Origin of the sequence: Halomonas sp. E19, assembly GCF_052439355.1 — a bacterium.
In the GTDB taxonomy this organism is placed as follows: Bacteria; Pseudomonadota; Gammaproteobacteria; order Pseudomonadales; family Halomonadaceae; genus Halomonas.
Genome location: NZ_JBNFWU010000001.1, coordinates 3,402,126 through 3,422,991, shown reverse-complemented (window position 1 = coordinate 3,422,991; position 20,866 = coordinate 3,402,126). Strand labels below are relative to the sequence as shown.

The 20,866-nt window shown below is 65.8% G+C and carries 28 protein-coding genes and 2 pseudogenes; all 30 read right to left on the bottom strand.

Annotated features, from left to right (window positions below; genetic code table 11):
* Position 1 precedes the first annotated feature (1 nt).
* Positions 2–292, bottom strand: coding sequence for a hypothetical protein (locus ACUDAL_RS17920; protein ID WP_444679077.1), 291 nt, complete (start codon positions 290–292; stop codon positions 2–4).
* The gene (locus ACUDAL_RS17915) at positions 261–968 is read right to left on the bottom strand and encodes a TraM recognition domain-containing protein (RefSeq protein WP_444679431.1); all 708 of its coding nucleotides are present in this window, start codon (positions 966–968) and stop codon (positions 261–263) included. The genes ACUDAL_RS17920 and ACUDAL_RS17915 overlap by 32 nt, the downstream gene beginning before the upstream one ends.
* Before the next feature lie 339 nt (positions 969–1,307).
* Positions 1,308–1,898 (bottom strand): hypothetical protein, encoded by a 591-nt coding sequence (locus tag ACUDAL_RS17910; protein ID WP_444679076.1) that lies wholly within the window; start codon positions 1,896–1,898, stop codon positions 1,308–1,310.
* A 4-nt stretch (positions 1,899–1,902) separates the two neighbouring features.
* The gene (locus tag ACUDAL_RS17905) at positions 1,903–2,553 is read right to left on the bottom strand and encodes a hypothetical protein (RefSeq protein WP_444679075.1); all 651 of its coding nucleotides are present in this window, start codon (positions 2,551–2,553) and stop codon (positions 1,903–1,905) included.
* A 9-nt stretch (positions 2,554–2,562) separates the two neighbouring features.
* A complete protein-coding gene (locus ACUDAL_RS17900; protein ID WP_444679074.1) occupies positions 2,563–3,048 on the bottom strand; it encodes an integrating conjugative element protein in 486 nt (161 codons plus the stop codon).
* A 76-nt stretch (positions 3,049–3,124) separates the two neighbouring features.
* The gene (locus ACUDAL_RS17895; RefSeq protein WP_444679073.1) at positions 3,125–3,736 is read right to left on the bottom strand and encodes a transglycosylase SLT domain-containing protein; all 612 of its coding nucleotides are present in this window, start codon (positions 3,734–3,736) and stop codon (positions 3,125–3,127) included.
* Positions 3,737–3,745: 9 nt separating this feature from the next.
* Complete coding sequence (locus tag ACUDAL_RS17890) at positions 3,746–4,444, bottom strand: TIGR03759 family integrating conjugative element protein (RefSeq protein ID WP_444679072.1); 699 nt, start codon at positions 4,442–4,444, stop codon at positions 3,746–3,748.
* A 64-nt stretch (positions 4,445–4,508) separates the two neighbouring features.
* Positions 4,509–5,270: a hypothetical protein gene (locus tag ACUDAL_RS17885; protein ID WP_444679071.1), complete on the bottom strand. Its 762-nt coding sequence runs from the start codon at positions 5,268–5,270 to the stop codon at positions 4,509–4,511.
* Positions 5,263–5,907 (bottom strand): PFGI-1 class ICE element type IV pilus protein PilL2, encoded by a 645-nt coding sequence (gene pilL2, locus ACUDAL_RS17880; RefSeq protein WP_444679070.1) that lies wholly within the window; start codon positions 5,905–5,907, stop codon positions 5,263–5,265. The genes ACUDAL_RS17885 and pilL2 overlap by 8 nt, the downstream gene beginning before the upstream one ends.
* Before the next feature lie 140 nt (positions 5,908–6,047).
* On the bottom strand, positions 6,048–6,584 hold the full coding sequence (locus ACUDAL_RS17875; RefSeq protein WP_096655003.1) for a hypothetical protein: 537 nt from the start codon (positions 6,582–6,584) through the stop codon (positions 6,048–6,050).
* Between the two features lie 86 nt (positions 6,585–6,670).
* Positions 6,671–6,907, bottom strand: coding sequence for a hypothetical protein (locus tag ACUDAL_RS17870; protein WP_023005080.1), 237 nt, complete (start codon positions 6,905–6,907; stop codon positions 6,671–6,673).
* A gap of 91 nt (positions 6,908–6,998) precedes the next feature.
* The gene (locus ACUDAL_RS17865) at positions 6,999–7,532 is read right to left on the bottom strand and encodes an STY4534 family ICE replication protein (RefSeq protein ID WP_305497895.1); all 534 of its coding nucleotides are present in this window, start codon (positions 7,530–7,532) and stop codon (positions 6,999–7,001) included.
* A gap of 105 nt (positions 7,533–7,637) precedes the next feature.
* The gene (locus ACUDAL_RS17860) at positions 7,638–7,913 is read right to left on the bottom strand and encodes a hypothetical protein (RefSeq protein WP_444679069.1); all 276 of its coding nucleotides are present in this window, start codon (positions 7,911–7,913) and stop codon (positions 7,638–7,640) included.
* Positions 7,914–8,726: 813 nt separating this feature from the next.
* Positions 8,727–10,018: pseudogene (locus ACUDAL_RS17855) on the bottom strand (DNA topoisomerase).
* Positions 10,019–10,112: 94 nt separating this feature from the next.
* Positions 10,113–10,616, bottom strand: coding sequence for a toprim domain-containing protein (locus ACUDAL_RS17850; protein WP_444679068.1), 504 nt, complete (start codon positions 10,614–10,616; stop codon positions 10,113–10,115).
* A 101-nt stretch (positions 10,617–10,717) separates the two neighbouring features.
* Complete coding sequence (locus ACUDAL_RS17845) at positions 10,718–10,942, bottom strand: hypothetical protein (protein ID WP_444679067.1); 225 nt, start codon at positions 10,940–10,942, stop codon at positions 10,718–10,720.
* A 20-nt stretch (positions 10,943–10,962) separates the two neighbouring features.
* Entirely contained in the window at positions 10,963–11,550 is a 588-nt protein-coding gene (locus ACUDAL_RS17840; RefSeq protein WP_444679066.1) for a hypothetical protein, read from the bottom strand.
* A gap of 37 nt (positions 11,551–11,587) precedes the next feature.
* Positions 11,588–12,022, bottom strand: coding sequence for a single-stranded DNA-binding protein (locus tag ACUDAL_RS17835; protein WP_444679065.1), 435 nt, complete (start codon positions 12,020–12,022; stop codon positions 11,588–11,590).
* An 18-nt stretch (positions 12,023–12,040) separates the two neighbouring features.
* Positions 12,041–12,322: a hypothetical protein gene (locus tag ACUDAL_RS17830; RefSeq protein WP_444679064.1), complete on the bottom strand. Its 282-nt coding sequence runs from the start codon at positions 12,320–12,322 to the stop codon at positions 12,041–12,043.
* Positions 12,323–13,117: 795 nt separating this feature from the next.
* Positions 13,118–13,866 (bottom strand): annotated as a pseudogene (locus ACUDAL_RS17825) (PFL_4669 family integrating conjugative element protein).
* Between the two features lie 48 nt (positions 13,867–13,914).
* Positions 13,915–14,931 (bottom strand): STY4528 family pathogenicity island replication protein, encoded by a 1,017-nt coding sequence (locus tag ACUDAL_RS17820; RefSeq protein ID WP_444679063.1) that lies wholly within the window; start codon positions 14,929–14,931, stop codon positions 13,915–13,917.
* Positions 14,919–15,305: a hypothetical protein gene (locus ACUDAL_RS17815; protein WP_444679062.1), complete on the bottom strand. Its 387-nt coding sequence runs from the start codon at positions 15,303–15,305 to the stop codon at positions 14,919–14,921. The genes ACUDAL_RS17820 and ACUDAL_RS17815 overlap by 13 nt, the downstream gene beginning before the upstream one ends.
* The gene (locus tag ACUDAL_RS17810) at positions 15,305–15,907 is read right to left on the bottom strand and encodes a DUF2857 domain-containing protein (RefSeq protein ID WP_023004696.1); all 603 of its coding nucleotides are present in this window, start codon (positions 15,905–15,907) and stop codon (positions 15,305–15,307) included. The genes ACUDAL_RS17815 and ACUDAL_RS17810 overlap by 1 nt, the downstream gene beginning before the upstream one ends.
* A gap of 46 nt (positions 15,908–15,953) precedes the next feature.
* Complete coding sequence (locus tag ACUDAL_RS17805; RefSeq protein ID WP_444679061.1) at positions 15,954–16,232, bottom strand: hypothetical protein; 279 nt, start codon at positions 16,230–16,232, stop codon at positions 15,954–15,956.
* A complete protein-coding gene (locus tag ACUDAL_RS17800) occupies positions 16,184–17,806 on the bottom strand; it encodes a ParB family protein (RefSeq protein ID WP_444679060.1) in 1,623 nt (540 codons plus the stop codon). Before ACUDAL_RS17800 ends, ACUDAL_RS17805 begins: the two co-directional genes overlap by 49 nt.
* Before the next feature lie 75 nt (positions 17,807–17,881).
* Positions 17,882–18,118 (bottom strand): hypothetical protein, encoded by a 237-nt coding sequence (locus tag ACUDAL_RS17795; RefSeq protein WP_096654978.1) that lies wholly within the window; start codon positions 18,116–18,118, stop codon positions 17,882–17,884.
* Positions 18,111–18,491, bottom strand: a complete 381-nt coding sequence (locus ACUDAL_RS17790) for a DUF7673 family protein (RefSeq protein WP_096654976.1) — start codon at positions 18,489–18,491, stop codon at positions 18,111–18,113. Before ACUDAL_RS17790 ends, ACUDAL_RS17795 begins: the two co-directional genes overlap by 8 nt.
* A 4-nt stretch (positions 18,492–18,495) precedes the next feature.
* The gene (gene dnaB, locus ACUDAL_RS17785) at positions 18,496–19,890 is read right to left on the bottom strand and encodes a replicative DNA helicase (protein WP_444679059.1); all 1,395 of its coding nucleotides are present in this window, start codon (positions 19,888–19,890) and stop codon (positions 18,496–18,498) included.
* Positions 19,877–20,191 (bottom strand): hypothetical protein, encoded by a 315-nt coding sequence (locus ACUDAL_RS17780; protein WP_444679058.1) that lies wholly within the window; start codon positions 20,189–20,191, stop codon positions 19,877–19,879. The genes dnaB and ACUDAL_RS17780 overlap by 14 nt, the downstream gene beginning before the upstream one ends.
* Positions 20,175–20,741: a ParA family protein gene (locus tag ACUDAL_RS17775; RefSeq protein WP_444679057.1), complete on the bottom strand. Its 567-nt coding sequence runs from the start codon at positions 20,739–20,741 to the stop codon at positions 20,175–20,177. The genes ACUDAL_RS17780 and ACUDAL_RS17775 overlap by 17 nt, the downstream gene beginning before the upstream one ends.
* Positions 20,742–20,866: the final 125 nt, after the last annotated feature.

Below are 20,866 nucleotides of genomic sequence, written 5' to 3'. Positions count from 1 at the left end.
CTCAGTGCACCCTCACCGGCGTCAGCGAACAGAGCAGCGACCAGCGGCGGTCGTGGTAGTGCAGGATCAGCCGCCCCTCATGGGGGTGCTCGCCCTGCTCCCACACCGGCGAGAGCCCCTTGCGATAGGCGCGCTGGGTCAGCTCGACGCGGTCGATGCCGATGACCACGTAGTCGAGCAGTCCGAACAGGGCCGGCGGCAGCTCACTCAAAGAGCCGCTCTCCAAAGCGACGCTGGAGACGATAGCGGTTCCCGCGGTATCAGGCGTCATGGGCGTTGTCTCGATGTTCATCACGGTTCTCCATCTCTTGAGCCAGCGGCCACTCGTCGAGCAGCTGATCCTCGGCCTCCTCCTCCTGCCGGCGCGCTTTGGCCTCCTCCTTGTCCCGTACCTCCGCTCGGGCTTCTGCCTGCGCAGGCGGCGGCTCATGAGCCTCGCTGGCCCGCACCGAGAGCTCAGCCCCCAGGTCGCCCAGCTCCAGGTTCACCGGCGGTGGCATCACCGCGGTCCACCACTGCTCACCGGTGGTGTAGTCGCGCTTCATGCGCTCGGCAAGCTCGGCGATGCTGCCGGGGATGTCCTCGTGCCTGTCGGGCAGCGGCAGCGGCATGCGCACCTTCCAGAGCTGGCCGCCCTCGAGCAGGGCGAAGGCCTGCCCCTTGGGCAGCGAGACCACGTCCGCCGGCTCGATCATCGGCACCTGCACGGTGCTGATGCGGTCGCCGCCGGAGCTGGTGAAGTCGATATCGTTGGCGATGTCGCTGGAGTCGGAGGCCATGCTGACCAGCATGCGGGTGGCCACGTTGACCTGGCGCAGCTGCCGGGTCAGCAGCTCGGCGGTCTTCTCCTCGCGCACCCGCAGCATCACCAGGTTGTTGAAGTTGCCGACCACCTGGCCGGCCTTGGCGGCGTTGCCGATGCGCGCCTCGATGTCGGAGAGGGTCTGGGTGTAGGCGGTGACCTGGATGCCGGCGCCGCCCCTTGTTGATGAGCGGGATGAACTCGTCGCCCATCAGCTCGTTGAACTCGTCGCAGTGCAGGTTGATCGGCACCTTGCCCATGCGCTTGCCGTTCACCGCCGGCAGGCCGTCATCGATGCCGTGCTTGTAGATGTGGCCGGCCACCGAGACCAGGTCGGCGAACATGGAGTTGCCCACCGCCTGGGCCACCTCGAAATCAGACATAGCATCCAGGCCCACGTAGACGATGCCGCGCTTACGGATGATCTGCTGCCAGTCGATGATTGGCCGAGGGTCTTCGATGTCGTCGTAGTCCGGCGAAAGCAGCTCGGCGATGCGCCCGGTGGTCAGCTTCTCCAGCAGCGGCAGCAGGCTCGCCACGATCTTGTCGAAGTAGGTCTTGTCGTAGCGCACGGCGCTGCGCAGCCCTCGAGTACGGCGTCCACCACCTTGATCTGCTGCAGATACTGCTCGATGGCCACCACCCGCTTGTCGCGGCCCTGAAACTGGCGGGGGATGTTCTTGTCGTTGAGCTTGCCCTCGATGGTGGTGATACGCTCCCAGGCGTGCTGGTCGTGGCGGGTCAGGGTCTGCTGGGCGTACTCAATCATCAGGCCGTCGATGTTCACCACGTCCGAGAGGATCTGCTCATAGGTGGGGCGCTGCCCCAGGGCATGGCGGGCCCGGGCCACGATGTTGACGAAGCGCCAGGCGAACTCGCGGAAGGCGGCGCTGTTGCCCTCTCCGGAGAGCTGACCGGCGAGCCGGGTGGCCACCTCGGAGATGCGCCCGAAGCGACCCACGGCGTTGTAGCGGGCCGAGATATCCGGCCAGCCCAGGTGGAAGACGTAGAAGGCGTCGCCGCGGCCCGCCCGCTGCGCCTCGGCATACATGCGGATCATCAGGTCGGCGTCGCCCTTGGGGTCGAAGGCGATCACCACGTCACCGCGATGGATGTCCTGGAGTGATCAGGATCTCGGCGAGCCGCGTCTTGCCGACCCGGGTGGTGCCCTCCACCAGAGTGTGACCGACCCGCTCCCCCAGGGGCAGGTAGACGTCGCGCTCCTTCCACTCCACGGCGTGCAGTGCCGCCATGCCGCCCACCGGCGGCAGCGGGCGCACCGGGTTCCAGGGCACATCCGCGGCGAGCAGCTTCACCAGCGGCCGACCGGCCCCATAGCGCTCCAGCCGGTTCTCCAGCTCCCGGGCGACGCGGTAGGCGGGCCCCGGGCGCAGATAGCGCTGCACATGAGGCTGCTGGCTCTCATGCAGCCGCTGGGTGTGGCGCGCCTCCCACTTGAAGCCCTTGCCCATCCACAGCAGCCGCTGGCTGACCGGGATCTGCCGGCTGCGCAGCGCGAAGCGCGGCAGGCGCTTCATGCTGCGACGGTAGCGCAGCACCACCCAGGCCTGCCGCGCACGCCACAGCCCGAAGGCGGCGAAGCCTGCCGCCATGCCGTAGCCCACGCTGGGCGACAGGGCCAGGGACCAGGGAGCCATGATGCAGAGCACCGCACAGGCCAGGCAGACCAGGGCGGTGTTGAGCTCTACCGCCGGGCGCAGCAGCGCCTCCAGGGGGTGTGTCTGGTTCATCGTGCGCTCCTACTGCTCCAGCCCCTGAGCCGTCACCAGCACCGGGTAGTGGGCCAGGCCCAGCCTACCGGCCAGGTCATCCCCCGGCGTGGGGCGCAGCTCTAGCCCCGGCGCCGCCTCTCGCAGGCGCTCAAGCTCGTCGGGTGTGGCCACCTCGACGATCAGCCCCACCGCGTTGAGTTCGCGCAGGGTCTCTCCGCGGGCCTCCAGCCAACGCAGCGACAGCGCATCGTCGCCGACCAGGAAGAAGGACGTCATGCGGCTCGGCAGCTCCAGCGGGCGAAAGCGCACCTCGCCGGGCGATAGCCGCTCACTGGTCACCGGCAGCATATCCGCCTCGCTGAACGGCACCGGCGCACGCGGGTCCGGCGCATAGCCCTCCTCCTCCGGCACGTCGGCCATGCCGATCGCGACGAAGTAGGGGCGGGCCGCCTCGCCGCCGTGGTCGGCAAGCACCTCCAGGGCAGGCCGCTCGGCCAGGGACATGTGAGGCATGGTCTCCGCCTGAGCACTCACGGCAAGCAGCCCAAGGAGCCCACCCATCAGAGCGGGTAACGTCCAGCGGCAGCGATTACATTTCATCATCGGTCGACTCTCCCTTAGTTGGCTGCCAGCTGCCGCTGGCGAGACGTTCGCAGCCGCTCGAGCTCGGCGGCGACGATACGGCGATAGCGGGCCGCCGGCTCCCGCCGGCGGGACGGTGGTAGCGCCCGGCCGCCTGTACCCAGTCGCCGGTGGCCTCGAAGTGGCCGCGCAGCAGACGCGCCGCCTCCTCCAGGTTGGCGTAGGGATCCAGGGCATCGCAGGGGTGCAGAAAGCGCTTGCCGGCGCCGAACAGCTGCGGCTGCCAGCGCACGTTGAGCTGGGCGATGCCCACGTCCACGACGCGGGTTTCCTGAAGGGCCAGCACCAGGGCATCGCAGGCCGCCTGGCGCGTCGCGAAGTGGAAGCCCTCCCCCGCCACGTTCAGGGTCCAGGGCCAGGGACGGCGACCCGCCTTCAGACTGACCACCGATTCCGCCGTGGCCACCGCATAGAGCACCTCGGGCGGGACCTGATGCAGGCTTGCCGCATCGAAATAGGCCGGCGGCACCGCGCTCGCCTTGGCCAGCGACGATACCCATGCCAGGCCACAGGCAAGCGCGCAGCTCATTGCCCAGCGTCGGCATGCTGTCAGCCTCATGGCCCCTCCTCACCTCGGGTAGACCTGGGGCAGCGACCCCATGGTGATGCCGTGCTCGAGGTCCGGCTGGCCGTGGTTGAGGGTGATGTCCCGCGCCCGCACGCGATCCGCCGGCACGCCCACGCGACTGGCCCAGTCACGTATCACGGCGTCGTCGCCGTCGCTGTCGAGCACGAAGATGTCCATCTGGGCGCCCTGGGCCATCAGCTCGCTGACGGTGCTGTCGCAGCGCTCGCACGCCTCGACTGCCACATACACCGTCAGCCGCGCCTGCAGCACGCCCTCGTCGGTGAAGTGAAAGGCATTGCGCGGCCGCAGGGTGAACTCATCCACCGGCATCTCATCGGGATAGAGGCGCTGCCAAGCCTCGTCGTAGGCCCGCTGGAACGCCAGCTCCCGCTCGGTGCGCTCGCGCTCCACGGCCACCAGCAGCTCCGCATAGCGGCGGCGCTCCTCGGCGCTGCGCGCCTCCACGCCCAGGGCGGTGATGGGATCGAGGTTGGGCGACCAGATCCCTCGCGGCCCCTCCATCAGGGTCTCGTAGCGCTCCCAGTCGCGCTCGGTCAGCTTCCAGGCCTCGGCCCGCTGCGTGCGCCTGGTAGTGCGCTCGCTCTCGAGCAGCCGCTGGGCCTCCTGAATCACGGCGGAGGCGTCGGAGCGGCTCTCCAGGGTCGGCTGGGCATCGGCCTGGCTTACCAGCAGCGCCATGGCGACAGTCGCAACGGGCAGAACAGCAGGTTTCAGGTTTGTCATCGCGGGATCTCCGGTGGTCTCAGGGAATCTGGACGTCGACGGAGCGGCCATTGCGGCTGAAGACTGCGTGGGCGCCGCGAATCGCCGTCAGCTCCCAGCCATCCTGGCGATCCCCGACGCCCAGCAGCCGGATATCCCGCAGGCTCGACAGGCCGTTGGGCGAAACGCCAACGTAGGGGCGCCCGCCCCGGGACTCGACGCCGGTAACCTGGAACGAGGGCGACGACGGGGCTGCTGGCCGCGGCGCCTGGCGGGCAGGAGCCGGGCGTGACGCCGCCTGCCGGCTCTGCTCGAGGCGCTCGCTCAGTGCATGGATCTGCTCGTTCTGGGCGGTGACGCGCAGGTTGAGCTCGCTATCCAGGCGACTCAGCGTCTCGGAAAGCTCAGACAGGCGGGGCTCGAGCGGATCCCGCTGTTCCAGCTGAGCCTGTGCAGCGGCGATGCCGGCGGCATTCTCCTGCCCTCGCTGCTCGGCCCGTTCGAGACGCTGATCCAGCTCCGTCAGGCGCTGCTCCAGCGCCGCCTGCTGCGACGCCACTCGGGCGAGCGTCTCCTCCAGCGGTACCAACGCCTGCTGCACCTGGGACTGCACCAGGGATTCCATCGGCACCTCTTCAGGCGCCGGCCTCAACAGCAGCGCTCCTGACACCACGGCACCGGCCAGGCTGACCGCCAGCAGACCGTAGAGGGTCTTCCTGCCGCCCTTCCCTGCCCCGCGCTTGGGGCGACGCTGCGGCTCCGTCGGCTTGTGGTCGGGCGACAGCTCGGTGGTCTCACTCATCGCTCACCTCCGCCACCGATTCGCTGCGCTCCTCACGGCTATCGTCGCCGTGCCCCGGCGCATAGCGGATATCCCGCACCTGGTAGCAGACCTCTCTGGCGACAGGGTCGACCTCCAGCTCCCAGGCGTCGCCGCCCAGCACCTGAAGGGCTTCGCGCAGCGGCATGGGACCCAGCCGGTAGTGGGCCGCCGGCAGCGGCTTGCGATAGAGGATCCGCTGGGCGGGGCCGGGCGCGGGGCAGAGCGAATAGCCGGTATGGCGCAGGGTGTGATGCAGCGCATCCTCCACAGTGGTGGTCATGGATGCCGGAATGCGCACGTCGATGGTCTGCTCCAGGAGGTAGCGCTGACCCAGCGAGGCCTGAGTGGCCACCAGCTGGTAACGCCCGGTGCGAATGACCTCAACGGAGGGCAGTTCGTCGCTGTAAATGTCCGGAGTCACGGCCTCGGTCGTCGGCGGGTTGGGGCCGGTGACCACGGCCCGATGCCGCTCGCCGTCCACGTCGAAGTACGGCAGCGAAAGCACCAGAGAGTCGGCGTTCGAGGGTTCAGGAGCCTGTTGCGGCTGATGCGCACAGCCCGCCAGCAGCGTGGTGGCGATCAGCGCAGCGGTCGAGAGGGTGGGAAGGTTGAGCATGCGTTGCCTCAAGGAGTCCATTCAATGGCGTTGAGGCAGGAGGTTCTCGGGTTTGCGGGGGCGGGTCGATTGGAAAGCGTAATCAGGCGGGGAAAGGAAAAACGCCCCGGAATGGGGCGTTCTTCGCAGGTTGGGAATCGTCAGTGCCTTGGCATGACGCTGAGCGCCTCGAGCTCTCGGCGCACATAGGGTCGATAGTAGTGGTCCAGAGCCAGCTGCAGCCGCACGCCTGCCGCCTGCTCGCGAAGCCAGCGCGCTGCGCTGACGTTGTCTGCCAGGGCAATCTCCTCCCTGGCCCGCTGCTCCAGTGCCTGCTCGCGCTCGCGTAGCGCAGACGCTTCCTGAACGGTGGGCGGCATGAGCCACTCGAAGGCACCCGTCGTAAAGCGTGCTGCTGCCACAAGGCGACCGTACCGGTCTCGCACCTCGGCGTGAGACAGCATGACCTCCGGGCCGATATGCGCCAGAAGGTCGGGCTCTGCATGGACGATCTCGGTGACCGTCGCAAAGCTGCCAGCGTCGATGACGGTTGTCTCCTCGAACCAGGGGTCCGAGGGAGCGGTATCGTCATACTCCCAGCGCGTGCCATGCACCGTGAGACGAAACTGCTCGCGCAGCACCGCCTCCCGAATCAGCGCACCTTCGACCGCATAGGGATTAGGGACAAAGTGTTCCATCGTGGTTCTCCCGTTCATGACAACGCCGGGGAGAACCTCCCCAGCGGGGAGGCATTTCCCCGGCTGGGTGGTGATGGGCAATGTGGTTAGTCGAGGGGCAGGCCTGGCCATTTACCCCCGTGAGTCAGGATGAGACGGATGCTGCCATCCGGGTCGTCGTGGCTGTACTCGCCCCAATAGCGGGCGCGGTAGTGAGCCTTGAGATCCATGCCCCGATCGATGCACTGCACGAAAGCGTACAGCCTCCCGGCACTCTCGCTCAGGATGTAGAAGCAGATCGGATCTCGCGGATCGTAGAGCAGTTGGTTAACTTCCACTCGCATTGTCTTCTCCAGCGGACTGTCATCGCCGAGAAGAACCTCCCCGACGGGGAGGTAAATCCCCGGCTGGGTAGGTTGATGGAAGCGCTGTGGATCAGTGCATGGCCGGCGAATCGAAGGAGCCGGCCGCTTCTCCCGCGTGGGCAGCGGCGTAGCCATTGCCGGCTTCAGACGGCTCCACTGAGGCAGCGGATCTGTCGTTGCCGGCAGTCTGCTCGTCGCGGCGGGGTGCCTGGTAAACCATCTCGCCGTTCACCTTTATCCAGCTGATGAACAGCAGGCGCGCCTTGAGACTGACGCCGGTCTGGCCCGCCTTGTCGCCTCTGGAGTAGACGAAGGTGTCCGTCCAGAGGTCGCCCAGCTTGAAGCCCACCAGCACCTTGCGACCTTGATACACCGCCTGACGGCAGCGTTTGACGAGCGCTTCGGCCTCACGGCCGCTGATCCGGCAGTCGAAGCGGGTATAGCCCACATCGTCCGCGGGGCCGTTCAGGGCGGCGATATCGCATGCCCAGAACGCGTCTCCACGCTTCGGCCTGACCTCTCGGATGCGGTTGAGGTAGCCAAGGCCGGTGATATGCAGGTCGAAGAAGCCAGTGGTGGCACTCTGGTGAGTGGAGTTCGTCATGGAGTGTCTCCTCGGTGGGTTGCAGTTTGCGCCCGGGAGACACTCGCCCCCTGCGGGAAGTCGAGTGGCTTCCCGGGTGGACAAGGGGTGGATTCAGACGCTGGCTCAGCCCATCAGCACGCAGTGGTGCCGAGCGCCCGCCAGGTGGGTGTGGCAGCAGTCGCAGGATGAGGTCGAGAACGCTTCGTCGTGCTCGCTATCGCCGACGACGAGGGTGTTCCCGTCGCGCTGCGCTGCGTAGATGGAGTCACGCACCTCCCTTTCTAGGGCGGCAGCGCTCTCCTCATCCAGGAAGTGATCCAGCCCGGTGGCATCGTCATTGGCGATGATCATCAGGCAGTCGTCACAGACCATGACATGGTCGTCGACAATCGTGGCCATGGGGCCTTCCTCCAGGTTCCAGGGGTCCGCCCCTGGGGAGGCATCTCCCCGAATGGGTGGTAATCGCAGTGGCATCCAGCCCGAATGGGCGGCCTCGTCTCGGGATGCGCGAGGCCTTGGGAGATGGCGTACCGCCAAGCGGCGCACCCTTGAAACGCTTGGGTGCCTGGGGTGTCTCGGTTGGAGCCGGTCGAGACCACCGGGCCGCCAGCGGCGGCACTTGCCCACTGGGAGACTGCTCACTGCTTCGGCAGCGTCTCCTCGATATCCCCACTCGCAAGACGCGGCACGCCACGTCTTGGGATTGAAGACCATAGAGGGCATCAACAGGGTCGTCGCCGTATCGACAAATACCAGGATGTCCGCCATGCAACTGGAGCCAAGGCATGTCCCTCGTTGCCATGCTTCGCTCACGGTGGCACCCGAATCTCTTCGCGGACGCATTCGGTCGATCAAGCACAGATCCCTGCACAAAGGGCTCCCGTTGGTGATGCGGCGGGCTCCGCAGAAGGGCAGGCGTTTCCAGCGTGGAAACGTCAACCGGCCTGCCGGCTACCCTGGATCAAGGCAGCCGGCAGGCCGGTCGTCGTATGAGATAGGTGGCCAACCAACCAAGCTGGCCTGGGACTAATGAACCTCGAACCCCGACTGTTGATGATGCAGTGTGAGCCGTATAGGCGGGATGGGGCGTATTCGTCTCGCGAGGTGCGAATACTTTGGGGGATTGAGCGTTGGCGCTCAAAGGGCGTTGCGTGATGACCGTCAGCAACCAACGGGGTACGGCTCTCATTATTGAGCCTACCCCTCTTGGGGTCAAGATGATGACGCCTTGCGCCGGCTGCCGGCGCCTTTTCCTGGCGTCTTGCTCTTCGACTGAGGCATCGTCACCGTGGACTCTCGCGCATGCTGCACCAGCTTCTCAACCATGCCGGCCTGACGGCCCATGAACTCCTGCAGCGCCAGGCGCCCTGCCGCGACGTCATCCAACGCCTGTTCCCAGAGCGCCGTCATGCCGGGATTGGTGATGACGGTAGGCAGCGCATCGATCAGCTGCTGGCCGGTCGGCGTCGAAACCAGGGCACGCTTCTGCCGCTTGATGAAGCCCCGCTTCAGCAGCGTCTCGATGATGCTGGCTCGCGTTGCCTCGGTGCCGATCCCGGCCGTCTCCTTGAGACGCGCCTTCAGGCGCTCGTCTGTCACGAACCGAGCGGCATGCTTCATGGCGGCGACCAGGGTGCCCTCGGTGAAGGGCTTGGGCGGTGTCGTCTGCTTGGCCAGCACCTCAAGCTGACGGGCCTGGCAGCACTCCCCTCGCTCAGCGACGGCAGCGGGGGCGCTTCCCGCTCCTCGTCGCCGCCATCTCCAACCGCCGCCCGGGGAAAGAGTTCGCGCCACCCTTCCACACGCACTTGCCGCCCTGAGGCCACAAACGCTTCGCCCTCCAGGTCCACTCGCAGATCGGTCCGATCGTACTCATGAGCCGGCAGAAACTGGGCCAGGTAGTGGCGACGAATCAGGTCGTAGACGTTGCGTTCGGCATCGTTCAGTTTTGTCAGGTCACAGGCTGCCGTCGGGATGATGCCGTGGTGGGCGGTAATCTTGCTGTCGTTCCAGACACGACTCTTGCGGCTCGTGTCCAGGCGCTGGCGAAGCGCCGACAGCGCCTCATCCGAGCGCAGCAGCAACGTCACGATGCGCTCGGCATCCTCGCGCTGCGACTCCGGCAGATACCGGCAGTCAGTACGGGGGTAGCTGGTCGCCTTATGGACTTCGTAGAGCGCCTGGGCGATGTCCAGTACCTGCTGGGCACCGTAACCAAAGCGGCGCGACGCCTCCTGCTGCAGCGATGAGAGATCCATCACCAGTGGCGCCGCCTCCTTCTTGCGGCTCGTCTCGAGGTGGCTGACATGCCCCTGCTGCCCAGTCGCCCGCTGAGCCAATGATCGGGCGGCTTCCTCGCTGACGCAGCGCCCCGCGGCATCCTGGATCGAGGCATCACTCGGCCGCCACTTCGCCTGAAAGGTCCCGCCCGACGCCTGCAGATGCGCCACGACTTCCCAGAAGGGCTGGGGAACGAAGTTGGCAATCTCCCGGTCGCGATCCACGACCAGGCGCAGCGCAGGCGTCTGCACACGTCCCACCGAGAGTACCCCTGATGGCCCTGTCGCTGGGCCAGCACCGTATAGGCCCGGGTCAGGTTCATCCCGACCAGCCAATCGGCCCGGCTACGCCCGAGCCCAGCCAGATACAGCGGGTAGGTCGCCTCGCCGGGCCTGATGCCGGCCAGGGCCTTGCGGATCGAGGCATCATCCAGGGCCGAGAGCCACAGGCGGGTGACCTTCCCCGATAGCCGCAGTAATCCAAGATTTCGCGGGCGATGGTTTCTCCTTCCCGGTCGGCGTCGGTGGCCACCACCACTTCGGTCGCCTGGCCCAGCAGTTTCTTCACCACTCCGAACTGCTTGCGGCCGCTCTTCTTGATCTCCATCTTCCAGGTCGAAGGCAGAATCGGCAGCGCTTCCAGCGACCAGCGCTTGAGCGCCGGGTCGTACTGCTCCGGCGGGGCCTGCTCGAGCAGGTGCCCGAACCCCCAGGTCACGACACACCCCTCGCCCTTCAGGAATCCCTCGCTGCGCTGGCCGGCACCAATCACGCGGGCAATATCTCGGGCCTGCGAAGGCTTCTCGCACAGGAATAGACGCATTGGCACACCTCCCTCATAAGCGTGGAGGGCAGCATGGCAAGGCAGGGGAGGGAGCGAAGCAAGAAAGGGAACGACAGCGAAACGGCTTTGCACCGACGCCTTCAAGAGCTGGCCATCAGCTCGGCGACGTCCATAACCTCGCCCAGGAGGAACAGCATCTGGGTGCCGGACGAGCCGGCACCTCTGACAATGGGCTGGGGTGGCGCATGGCCGCGAAGGTCGCGGCCATGCCGAAGGGCATCCTTGAGCTCGGTGACACGAACGCCCAGCAGCTGCGCTGCATGGGCGATGCCGATCCGCTCTTTTCTCAGTGCTGGCGATGTCACCGAATGCCCTCCTGTCTGCGCTAACGGAGCGCCATGCGGAAACGCTCCTCAAGCGCCTCACCCATGGCATCTCCATCGTACCCGGCACTGGTCGTTGGCAAGTACTCAACGTTGATGCGAGAGCCGCTGCCGTCGCGCTGGATTTGAGTCTTCAGCACCAGGGAGTGCTCGGCACCGTTGACGGCCTGCCTGGCATAGTCACTCATCTGATAGAAAGCGCCGGGCGTGGCATCGAAGTGCCAGGCATCGTCCATCATCGCCCACTGGTCAGAGTTGCTGTTCGGGTTGAAGTCCGCATCGGAGCGGAATCCGAACTCGGAACGCACCCGAGCATAGGCCGTATCCACATCAAGCGGCGATGCCATGCTGAAGCGCCCATGACGGCCGCTTGCCGATACCTCCTGGCCGCTGCTGGCTGCCACAGCATCCTTTTCGATAGCAGGCTGCTGCTCGGGGTCGTAATTGACTGGTTCCCCGGTCACCGGATTGTTGATACAGGTCAGGCAGCGGCCTTGAGAGTAGAGATGGTCCTGTGTGGTACAGCCCGCTGCCAAGGTCACAGCGGCACCCAGGCTCACCCAACACAGTACTCCCCTGGCTCCCTTCATCGCTCTTCTCCTTGGTTCATCCATGATCACTCAGCGGCTAGCCCCCGAAGCCTTCCTGGCTGGCCTCTGCGCCGCTGTTGTCTTGCTCAGCCGGCTGCTGATGGCTATGGGGGGCATCCATGATTACCTGAGCCACCCGGTGAGGCAAGATAGCGACCCGGTCTGCCTGCACCTTGAAGGCCGTGCGCGTCTCGCCGTTCTGCTCCCAGCTGTCCTGAACCATCTTGCCCACTACCACAATCCGCATGCCCCGCTGGTACAGTCGGGACCAGCGCTCGGCATCACGGTGCCACCACTCCACATCGGCCCAGAAGCCACCACGATCCACGATCTCTCCATCCTTGGGGACCAGGTTATCGAATCGCACGTTTAGCCTGAGCAGCGTGCGGGGCGGCTGGTTCTCACGCACGGGGAATGTCCGAACCTCCGGATCGCTGCCGATATTTCCCTCACCGTAAAAGCGGGTGCCCATGGGTATCCTCCTTGGTCGTTATCGCTGAAATGAGACGGCATGCTCGATATCGGCCAGCGCCTTGCCGATTCGCTTGATCGACCAGTTGATCGTGGCCGCCTTGGCATTGAACACGCAGCGCTGCACCTCGAGATCGATGACGGACTGCCGCATCGCCTCGGATATGTCGTCGCGAGACAGGAACGTTTCCAGCAGCCAAAGCCCCATGCTCCTCTGCCTGTTATCGCGCCACTGCAGCGTTCTGGCAGGAACGCCTGATTTACCCCATGGGGTCAGCCAGAGGTCGGTCGACTTCAGCAACCCCCATTCGCCTGCGAGGCTATATCGATCGCCTCTTGCCGCGCCGCTCTTGCCGACTCCTCCAACTCATCACGGAGCCGAATCAGCTCCCCTTACCCTTAAAGGGTTTTAAAAACCCTTTGCGTAGCTGTTGAATGCATCATTGCCATAGCTGTTCGATGCGGTATCCAAGCTGCCCCCTCATGCACTTGCCGTGATTCCACTGGAATCACCTCGAAGACCTCCTCGGCACCGCCGATCAAGTGATTCCACTGGAATCACCTCGAAGACCTCTTCGGCACCGCCGATCAAGTGATTCCAGTGGAATCACCCCCGGGGCCCTCCCCGGCACCACCGACCAAGTGATGCCACTGGCATCACCCTGGAGGCCTCCCCTGCACCGCCACCCAAGTGATTCCAGTGGAATCACCCCAGAGACCTCCCCGGTACCACCGCCCAGGTGATTACACTGGAATCACCCCAAGGCCTCCTCCGGCACCACCGCCCAAGTGATGCCACTGGCATCACCCCGGAGGCCTCTTCGGCACCCCCCAGATGATTCCAGTGGAATCACCCCGGGGCCCTCCCCGGCACCACCGACCAAGTGATGCCACTGGCATCACCCCGGAGGCCTCCCCTGCACCGCCACCCAAGTGATTCCAGTGGAATCACCCCGGAGGCCTCCTCCGGCACCACCGCCCAGATGATTCCAGTGGAATCACCCCAGAGACCTCCCCGGTACCGCCGCCCAGGTGATTCCAGTGGAATCACCCCGGAGCTCTCCCCGGCACCGCCGATCAAGTGATTCCAGTGGAATCACGTCGAGGGAGCGTCTCCTGGCTCCCCAGCGGAAGGCGGTGAGTCTCCTTTCGACTCGCCGTCGCTGCCGGCCCTCGCGGCCTCAGCTGGCTTGGCAATTGGCGGTGCAAACTCGCTGCGCCGCTTGCCGGAAAGCACATCGTCAGGGAGTGCGCCGAACTTCTCGATGGCGTCTCGAGCCTTGGCATTGTTGGCGGCAAAGTCATCCCGGGTGGCACCGCTGAATCCGGGGTATTTCTGGGTGCTCGCGCACAGGCTGCGCAGGAGGTGACCCCCACCCGGACATATTCCTCCATCTGTCGCCGGCCAATCAGAGCGATATGGTGAGCAAGCATGACGCGCCTGACGAAGCGGTCGAAATCGATCAGCAGGCGCAGAGCGAGCCAGCCGTGTTGGCCGCCCGTATAGACGGGAATCTTGAGGGGCTGCTGGTTGAGATTCTCTTCCACGTCCAGCTCTGGCGGCAGCTGAGCCAGCAGGTTATCCAGCTCCTGAAGGCGCTGGTCCAGCTGAGCTCGCGTCTCGGCGAGCTTGGCATCCAGCTGCAGCAGCCAGTGATCCGCATAGGGGTCATCCTTGGCGGCGTTCTGCTTGATCGCACCGCAGATAAGCAGAAACTGCCGCATGCCGATAATCTGCGGACGCCCTGTCTCGACGCCTCGCCCCTTCCAGATCCGTGCTGCGTGATGGGTGTGTAGCGTCAGCTCGATCTTGCTGCGCAGTGCTCCCAGGCGATCAACGGCCATGTCGCGTTGCCCTCATGCTGATGTGTGTCCGCGGTACGGCAGGCACTGTCAATCAGTTGATGCGGGGAAGACAGGGGAATCGTTAATGGCCGCTGAGTGGGTTTTTCCCGGCCGATGGCCACAACCCCAGCGAGCGCAGACACTGCTCTCGGGCGGCTTGGGCTTCCTCGGGCGAGGTGGTGTTCGGCTCGGCAATCGGCGGCTCCGCTGTCCAGGGGAGGACGGCGGTACGCTTCGAGCTGCCGGCCGCTCGGCGGCGGCGGAAGCCCCCTGTGGCGCCCTCCCCACCCGGCGCTTCGCCTGAGCCTGGGCATAGCCGGTCGCCACGAAATCGCCGCCGATGGCTCGCTTGATCAGCCCTCGCAGGAAGCCCTTGGGGTTTCGCACCGAGCCACCGCTCACGCGCCCTGCCGCCTCATCGAGAATCGCCTGCTGGGTGTCGCCGGCCAGCTCCGCCATCAGCAGCTGAGTCGCCTGGCGTTCGCTCTCATCCATCGAGAGACATGCCGGCCAGTGCAGGTTCACGGCTGAGGTACCTGTAGGTTTTACACAGTGTGAAGTACGTACTGTACGGGAAGAACTGCCCGAGTTTTCATCGAGAACTGCCTCGACAGCCCGATAAGCCTTTGATTCCAGGCTTGGTTCTCTCTGAAAACCAGGGGAGTTCTCTCGATGCACTCGGCCGGGTTCTCGATGAGAACTCGGCTGCCTGCCCTGGTTCTTCTGGTCAGTCACGGTAGAGAACTGGGCAGCGTCATGCCTGGCAAGCGACCGGCTCCGGGCCTGCCGGGAGCGAGAGGCCATGGTATCGAGACGCGTCGGCAGCTCATGCAGGGCACCGGCTTCCTGGAGCTCCTCGAGCACCATGGCAGCGACGGCCTTGACCACCTTGTTCTGGTGATCAAGGCAGCGACACACATACTCAACGTAGTCGGCATCCAGCACCGAAGCTTCTGCGGGCGAAAGCGGCTCGTCGTGCAGGATATAGACGTTGCCGATAATTCGGCCGTTCTGCGCGTTGCGCGCCCGGTGCCCGAGGCTGACCCAGCGGGTCAGGCGAAGCACAGCGATAACCCGGGCGACCGTGGCCCGCGACGCCTTCTGGCCCGGCGCCCCCGCAGCAAGGGCTGCAGTTCGTCGTAGGTCGGCACCGCGGTGGTTCGGTCCGGATTGACCAGCATGCGCATCATCTGCCAGCCAAGCTTGTCGACGTGCCCGAGGCGCGGATCCAGCAGCAACGACCGCGGCACGGTCTCATGGGGGTTCCCGAAGAACAGCAGGCCATCGAGGCCCGAGGATGCGGCTTCTCCAGACTGCCCAACCTCACCGTTCACAACGGAGGACGCCGGGGACTCGCCCCGGCGCTGGGTCAGCTCGGAAGCCGCCTGGCCAATCAGGCGATCCAGCCCCTTCCGAGTGGCATCACGCAGCTGCACCATCACCGCTCTCCTTCAGGTGACGCCCACTCTTCGGCCGGCGGCGCCGTGCGCGGCTGGCCGGGGTCGACCCACTGCTTGACCAGGTGCCACACCACCGCCAGCGGGATATCGGTCTCCTCGGCGAGGGTCACCATACCCTGCAGGTCATCGGTCGCCTTGGGGTCCAGGGCGATATGCTGCCAGCGCTCCCAGGCATCGTGCTCTGCCTGCTCCGACGGCATCGCCAGCCGCCCCTGGCGCGGCGCGATGCCCAACAGCTGACGGCGCGTCGAGCAGTCGTTGCCGGTCAGGCCGAAGAACGCTCCCATCATGCTGACGCTGGCCCCCAGCCTCAGGCAGCGGTCGATCAGGGTCTCACGGTCCTGGTCACGATCGATGCGCGCCAGGACGCCGCGCAGTGCGGCGTGATCCACCGAGAAGCGCGCTACCACCGGCCCTGCGCAGGCCAGCGAGTCAATATCGCTCGCTCTCAGCCGCCGCAGGGTGCGCAGCTCATCCTCACTGAAGCCGAGGGCCAGCGCACGGCGCATGTTGCCCTCACGAAGAAACCCCATGACCTGGCTGAGCAGCGCCTGATTCAGGTTGGCGGATGAAGAGCTCATGACTGGGCCTCCTGTTGTCCCTGCAGGTGTTCACGAAGGCGGCGAATCAGCCGCACCAGACGGAAGAAACGAAGCAGTACCGCATCGTCCCAGGCGTTCTCAGCGCCCTCTTCCCGATGGGTGCCCAGCAGCGCTCCCACAGGGTGGCATCGGCGGGGTACTCGGGATTGAGCTCGCCGCGCAGGCTGGCCAGCGCCTGCCAGGCGAAGCGGGCACGGCGGTCGGCCGCCTCGGGCAGTGGGTTGAGGTCGAAGCCGATGCCGTCGTCATCGGCGATCACCACGTCGCTGCCGCCGAAGCCGCCCCAGCGAGCGATGACCTGCACCAGTTCACGGATACGAATACGCAGTGAGCGAGGCTCATCCTCGACGCCTTCGATAAACCAGACGTCGGCAATGGGCGGGGTGGTCTCACCGGAGAGCACCGGTGCCGCCAGGGGAGCCAGCTGCTCGAAGTCGAAGCTGGGCACGCCGAGCTCGCTGGCCAGATGGTGACGGTAGCCGCGCTTCCTGGAGTCTCTTCCCAGCGGGACTGGGTCAGCCCCTCGAGGCGGGCAGCCCGCTCGGCCTCCGTCCGCGCAGCACCCTCTGGCCAGTCACACGCCTCCTCTGCGGGTGCCACCATGGGCCCTGAGTCAGCCTCCGATGCCGACTCGCTAAATACCGGCACCGAGGGAGACGGTGACTCGCTCAGCTGCTGTTTTTCGCGCTCCAGAGCGGCAACCTGCTCACGCAGCCGAAGCAGCTCGGCGCTCTCTGCTCTCTCATCGTCGGTAGGCGCGTCTCGGCTAAGGGTCCGAGGCGACGGCAGCTGCTCGGCCTGAGGGTCGGTCTGCGGCTGAGATTGAGGTTCACGGCCAGGAGCTGAAGCGGGTACCTTCACCACCGGCGCACCGCCCGTGGCGGGCTCGGGCAGCGGTGGATAGAGCGAGGGCGGCTGGGCGTCGGGGTCACGCATCTGCTGCAGCTCAACGTCCAGGGCCTCGAAGGCCTGATGCTCTTCCAGGTCCCAGCGTCGCTTGCGGTAGGTGACAATGTTATCGAGGGTCAGCTCGCAGACGTTGAAGTGCACGCCAGTGTGGTCCGCCAGCATGCCGCACAGCCGGTCCACCACGATGCTCCAGTTCATCTCGGTCTGGCCCTCATCATCGAACCAGGCCATGGTCTGGTGCCAGGCCTCGCCAAAGCCCTCGGGCGTGACCTCCTCGGTGCAGCGCTCCCAGAGCAGCCGGCAGGCTTCACGGTAGCTGATCAGCTTCTCGACCTGTGGCCGGCCAAGGCCGCTGTAGAGGGTGTTGGGCAGGGTAGGCAGCAGGTGCTCGACGGTGTAGAGCATCTTGCTGATATGGCTCTGAGCGACCTGGTAGCCGTCCTCGGCCAGACGCTTGATCAGCTCGCGCTGCGAGAGCGTGTTGCCGCTCTCCTCCTCATACATCGCCTTGGCGTCCACCACGCCCTTGGCACGCTCGATCCAGAGCAGCTGGCCGCGGTTGTCGTTCTCGCTGAGGTGCCCCGTCAGCATCTTCACTTCCGACTGCCAGGGTCGGTACAGGGCATAGAAGGCGTGGAAGCGCGACTCACCGGTCTCTTCATAGAGCTCGCGCAGGATCTGCAGGCGGGTATTGCCACCGTCGCAGATGGTGTAGTGCTTCTCGCCCGGCCGCTGGGTGACCGGGGGCTTGTGCTTGAGGCCCGCGGCACGGATCGACGCCTTGATCTCCTCGTACTTGGGGTTCTGGACCTGCCGGGGGTTGTGCTCGTAGGGCTTGAGCATGTCCAGGGTGACCCAGACGGCCATCTCCTGGTCGGGCGGTGTCATGGCATCCACGGGCTGCCCCTGACGCTTGGGGCTGGGCTGCATCAAGCGCTCACGAAGCTGCTGGTCGCTCGGGCGTTTCATCGGCGGTATTCCTCGGTGACGAAGCGGACGGAGGCGGCACCGCCATGCGGCGCCTGGGTGCTGATGACAGTGGAATCACTCTTCATGGCGGCCCCTCTGCTGCCCCTCCGCGCGGCGCAGCTGGGAGCGTGCATTGAGCTCGGCGCGGCGGTCCTTGGTGGTAAAGGAGGTGAAGACCGGCGCACAACCCGGCTTGCTGAACCGCAGGTGCCCACCGCTGGTACGCTGCACCTCCCACCCCCGGGTGGCGGCATAGCGCACCAGACGCTGCATCCCCTTGCACCCTCGTGCTGCCGACAGCGACTTACTCATCCTTGGCCTCCTCGATCTCCCAGAAGCGTTTCAGCAAGGCATCACCACCCTCGATGAAGGTGTGGATCTCGTGGCCGCTGTAGGTGGCCATCTGGATCACCGCGAGGGCATCTGCCTGCAGGGCAGGGTCGAGCCCGCGCAGCCGCTGCATCTCGAAAGGCCAGCTGTCGCCGTTGTAGAGCGCGAGGAGTAGGCGGCGCAGGTGATGGGACTGGCCGCTGTGTCCCTGAGCCACGCAGATCAGATGCTCGAGAGATGAGAGCCCCTGCTGCTCAGCCTCAAGCTGACGCTGGCGAGTCTCGTTCATGACCTGAGCCAACGCCTGAGAAAGCCGGGAACGGGGTTCGGGTGTGCGCACGCGATACTGGCTCATGGGGTCACCTCCTGATGCTGCCAGGCCAACGGCTTGAAGCGCGCCGACTCCCCTGGAACGCCAGGTGCACGGTGCCGGTGGGCCCATTGCGCTGCTTGCCCAGGATCAGCTCGGCCAGGCCTTGGTTCTCTTCGTTGTCGGGGTGATACACCTCGTCGCGGTAGATGAAGGCGATGAGGTCGGCATCCTGCTCCAGCGCGCCGCTGTCGCGCAGATCGGCCATACAGGGGCGCTTGTTGGGGCGGGTCTCCAGGGAGCGGTTGAGCTGCGACAGCGCAATCACCGGAGCGCGAAGCTCCTTGGCGGTCTCCTTGAGGATGCGGCTGACCTTGCCCACCTCGAGGGTTCGATTCTCGCTGCCCGGCTCCTGAAGCAGCTGCAGATAGTCCACCAGGATCATGGAGGGGCGCCCGAAGCGCCGCGTCATGCGACGAGCACGGGCCTTCAGGCTGGAGGCGGTGATGCCCGAGGCATCATCGATCAAGAGCTTCCCGTCCAGCTGGGTGAGCCGACTGACCGCGGCGGTTACCTTGGGCCAATCCTCGTCTTCCATCTTTCCGGTGCGCAGCTTCTGCAGGGAGACATTGCCCAGGCTGGCGATCAGCCGCAGCATCAGCTGCGACTCGGGCATCTCCAGGGAGAAGATGAACACCGGACCGGCAGCCTCCTCTGCCGTCAGGGCATGCTCCGCGAAGCCGAGCCCCATGGCGGTCTTGCCCATGGAGGGGCGGCCGGCCAGGATGATGAGATCCCCCGGCTGCCAGCCCGCGGTCATGGCGTCCAGCTCGCTCAGGCCGCTCGGGATCCCCGTCACCCCACCCTGCGCATTGAAGGCCTGATCGATGACGTTGATGGCCTCTCCCAGCATCTCCTTCATGGAGCTCAGCCGGTCGTGGCGTTCCTCCGTCAGGGCGAAGAGCTTCTGCTCGGCCTCCTCGATCAGCTCGGCGGCCGTGCGGCCCTGAGCGTTCAGGGCCTGCTGGTTCAGCGTGAAGCAGGTGTGGATCAGCTGCCGCAGCGCATGGCGGTCCTTCACGATCTCGGCATAGGCCGCCACGTTGGCCGCGCTGGGCGTATTGCGAGCCAGCTCGGCGAGAAAGGCGAGCCCTCCCACCTGCTCCAGCTGGTGGGCTTCCTCCAGTGCTTCGGAGACCGTCACCACGTCCATCGGCTGGTCGCGCTCGGCCAGCCCCTGGATCGCCTGGAACACCAGACGATGGGCCTGCTGATAGAACATGCCAGGGGCCAGGCGGTCGGCGACCTCGTCCCACATGGCGTTATCCAGCAGCAGCCCACCCAGCACTGACTGCTCCGCCTCCAGGCTGTGGGGAGGCAGATAGCCGGCTTCCGGGCGCTCCTCGGCCACCCGAAGCTCGACCAGGTTCTCAATGGCACTCATCGTGGCAGCCTCCCTGCATGGCGGTGGTGCTGACCATGGCGTCGATCAGCGGCTGCCAGTCGGGGTTGAGCTCACGGGCCATCGCCTTGATCTGGTCGGCAGCAGAAGGCGACTTGCGGCCGGCGGGCTTGCGCGGCTCGAACTGGTGAGCCGGCAGGCCGGCGCTGGCCGCCTGTCGGAAGGCGACACCGGCGCGGATGGTGCTCTGCATGACGGTGACGCCCTGCTCGCCGGCGGCGAACATCTCTGCCAGCGTCTGGTGGATGCCCCGCGCATCGGCGGTTTCATCCAGGCGATTCACGAGTACGGAAACGGGGGAACGGAGAGGTGGGTGAACTGGCTGAGCGCCTCGAGATCGCGCAGCAGGCCAACGGTGCCACGCACGAACTCGCGGGCGGAAAGCAGCTCGGGGGTGATGGGAGAGAGGGCGTGATCGGAGGCGAGGACCGCCATCTCCAGGGTGATGGAGCGCGCCCCTGGGTGTCGATCAGGATTAGATCATAGCCCGACAGGCGGGAGAGCAGCTGGGCGAGCCGGAAGCGGCCATCCGGGGCGTTGAGCAGCAGCTGAGGGAGCTGGCCGGCGTGATCGTTGGAGATCACCACATCCAGATTGGGATGAGCCGTCTGCGATATGACGCGGTCGGGAGCCGTGTCGCTAAGCGCGATCAGCTCATAGGTGCCGCCGGGGGCTTCGGTGCGGAGGGGGTAGTAACTGGAGAGCGTCGGCTGACTGTCCAGGTCGATGAACAGGACCCTGAGGCCCGCATCGGCCAGGAGGCCGCCCAGATTGGCAGTGACGGTGGTCTTGCCGACCCCGCCCTTGGTCGAAATAACGGATACAACGCGCATAACCTCACCTCGGTTCCAGATGGAAACAAGTGTGAGGCTGATGATCTGTCTCTATTTCACGAAGCTGTCAGGTCTACTGACACGCCAGGCGGGGGTTCCACTCTTGCTCGTAAGCTGCTGATTTC